At 35.3% G+C, this 2,154-nt stretch carries 1 protein-coding gene; it reads right to left on the bottom strand.

Features of this window, described 5'->3' with window-relative positions; translation table 11 throughout:
* Positions 1 to 872: 872 nt before the first annotated feature.
* Positions 873 to 2,000 (bottom strand): hypothetical protein, encoded by a 1,128-nt coding sequence (locus tag ACFWY9_RS44880; protein WP_378341771.1) that lies wholly within the window; start codon positions 1,998 to 2,000, stop codon positions 873 to 875.
* Positions 2,001 to 2,154 lie beyond the last annotated feature (154 nt).

Here is a 2,154-nt window from a genome sequence, read left to right on the forward strand (position 1 = left end):
TAATAATAGCAGAAGGAGTTTTTACCTGTCAAAAAGCCGTTTAACCCTTGACACACAAGGCGTTGACCTGATTTTGACAAATGATGTTGTTTCTATATAGTATCAAGATAAGAAAAGACCCGATTTCGGCTTCGCCAAAATCGAAAAAGACCGGCTGAAAACAGCCGGCTTTTTTAAAAGCTAAAACATGAAGATCAAAACCATTCTTCCCCCGTAGGGGGGAGATTTTTTTTGAAATTTCATCATTTCAGTCTCCATACGACCAACGCAGCCTCCTCACATAATCAACGCATGATTTACTAGGAGTACGTATTGAACTTGGGGAAGAACTTTTCTAAAAAAAGATTTATAATTAATTTCGAGGTTTTTCTGTGTTTTTCTCACAACATAGTATACTAATAAACATATAGGCAGAAATCGCCTCAAAAAAGAAAGTGAGGTGAATACATATTGGAGATCAACATCCAAATAGAAAAGGACAAAATCGCTTTTGGATTCAAATCCAAAATGATCTTGCCCTTTCTAATAGCAATGACTAATCTTTATCTTTAACCACAGCTTTAGCTGGACCAAGAAAGTGGGCCAACACTTTCTTGGTCTTTTTATTGGTCTTATTTAAACCATTATTTTTTGTGTCAGCTGTTAAAATCATTATACATTTTTTTTGCCAAAATGGAAAAAAGCAAAAATGACAAAATAAAAAAAAACAGATCAATAACGATCTGTTTTCCATATCTTCAAGTTGAAAATCTCGATTCTTTATTCTTCATCATGTTGCATTCCTTGAAGCAACTGAAACCTCATCATGGTGCACGAAAGAATACCCCGCTCCAACCAACAGGCTTACAATAAGGACCGCTGAAAAAAGACCTTTAAACTTCATACAGTAAATCGCCCCTTTGAATTTGTCTTTGAGCGCACACCATCTCATTGTAAAAATATATAGAATCTTCCATGCGCTTATCCATAGTATAAAATGCTGCAGCGATTAAAGCTAGCTCTTCAAAATATGGATATCCTTGTCCTGTTCTCAATTCCTCAAGTGCATTCAGTACCTTTTGCCTGCTTCCAGTCTCAATAAATAATGCCTTTAGAACATTTAATAAATCCTGAAACAGACTATCGTTAAATTCTTCAGCTTGCTCCATTGCTTTTCCAAAGAATCCGCGTCCTTCAATCTTTTCATTGTTCCTAAAATGAATCAGAGCTAAATCATAATAAGCCTGGGTAATTTCCTTCGCTCCGCTTATTTTAGCTGCCTTTATAGCCTTGTGATAATAAGGTACAGCCGAAAAAAGGCTTCCCATCTGGTTATAACTATTCCCCATATTCAACAAAGCTTTTGCCTTTAAAGGAGAATGGTCCTCCATACTATCCAGCAAAAATAAAGCTTTTTTCATATGAGAAAGCGCTCTGTCATGAGTCCTCAAATCATCATAATTGCCGGCAATAACAAAATGACACTTGATTCGATGAATTTTATAAGTATCGTGCTTTTTATAAATGTCATATGCCTGTTGCACATAATACATAGATACATGTGTTTGTTTCATATGGTAAAAGACCTCAGCCATTTTAAAATAAAACTCAGCTTTCTCTATTTCATCCAAAACCCTCGAAAGCTTCTTCTCAGCCTTTTTGTATGACTGAATGGCTCTTATGTACTCACCAACAGAAAAATCGTACATCCCTTTAAAAAAGTAAGTGTAGTACTCCATCATTCCAGACAGTTTTTTACCTTTCCCCTCAATCTTTTTTAAATAATCACCTTTATTGATTTTTTTAGAGGGATCAGCTGGAAACAAATAATCAAGCATCATACGGTGTCTGAACTCGATCAGCTGATAATATATAAGCAAATCTTGATTTTCTTCCATTACATCAATCATCTGTTCAACTTCCGCTTTTACCTTTTCAGCGTTTCTAACATCGAATCGATTTATGTACATGTGCCACTCATTTATCTTTAGCCCCACATTCGCAGATGGAATAACTTCCATTCCGAGTAACTCCTCCCCTAATTTAATACTTTTTTTGTAAATGGTAGCACAGAAAAAGGTATTAAATCGGAGTTGCGGGCGCAGAATCAAAAATTTTCGGCAAGCCGAAAACGAAATTTTTATAATTTTCTATGAAAACCATGATAATTTTCTT

The organism is Amycolatopsis sp. NPDC059027, from assembly GCF_042739735.1.
GTDB lineage: Bacteria > Actinomycetota > Actinomycetes > Mycobacteriales > Pseudonocardiaceae > Amycolatopsis.

Bases quoted from the DNA above. Each gene is read 5' to 3' on its own strand.
- ACFWY9_RS44880 (WP_378341771.1), bottom strand. From the start codon at position 2,000: ATGGAAGTTATTCCATCTGCGAATGTGGGGCTAAAGATAAATGAGTGG.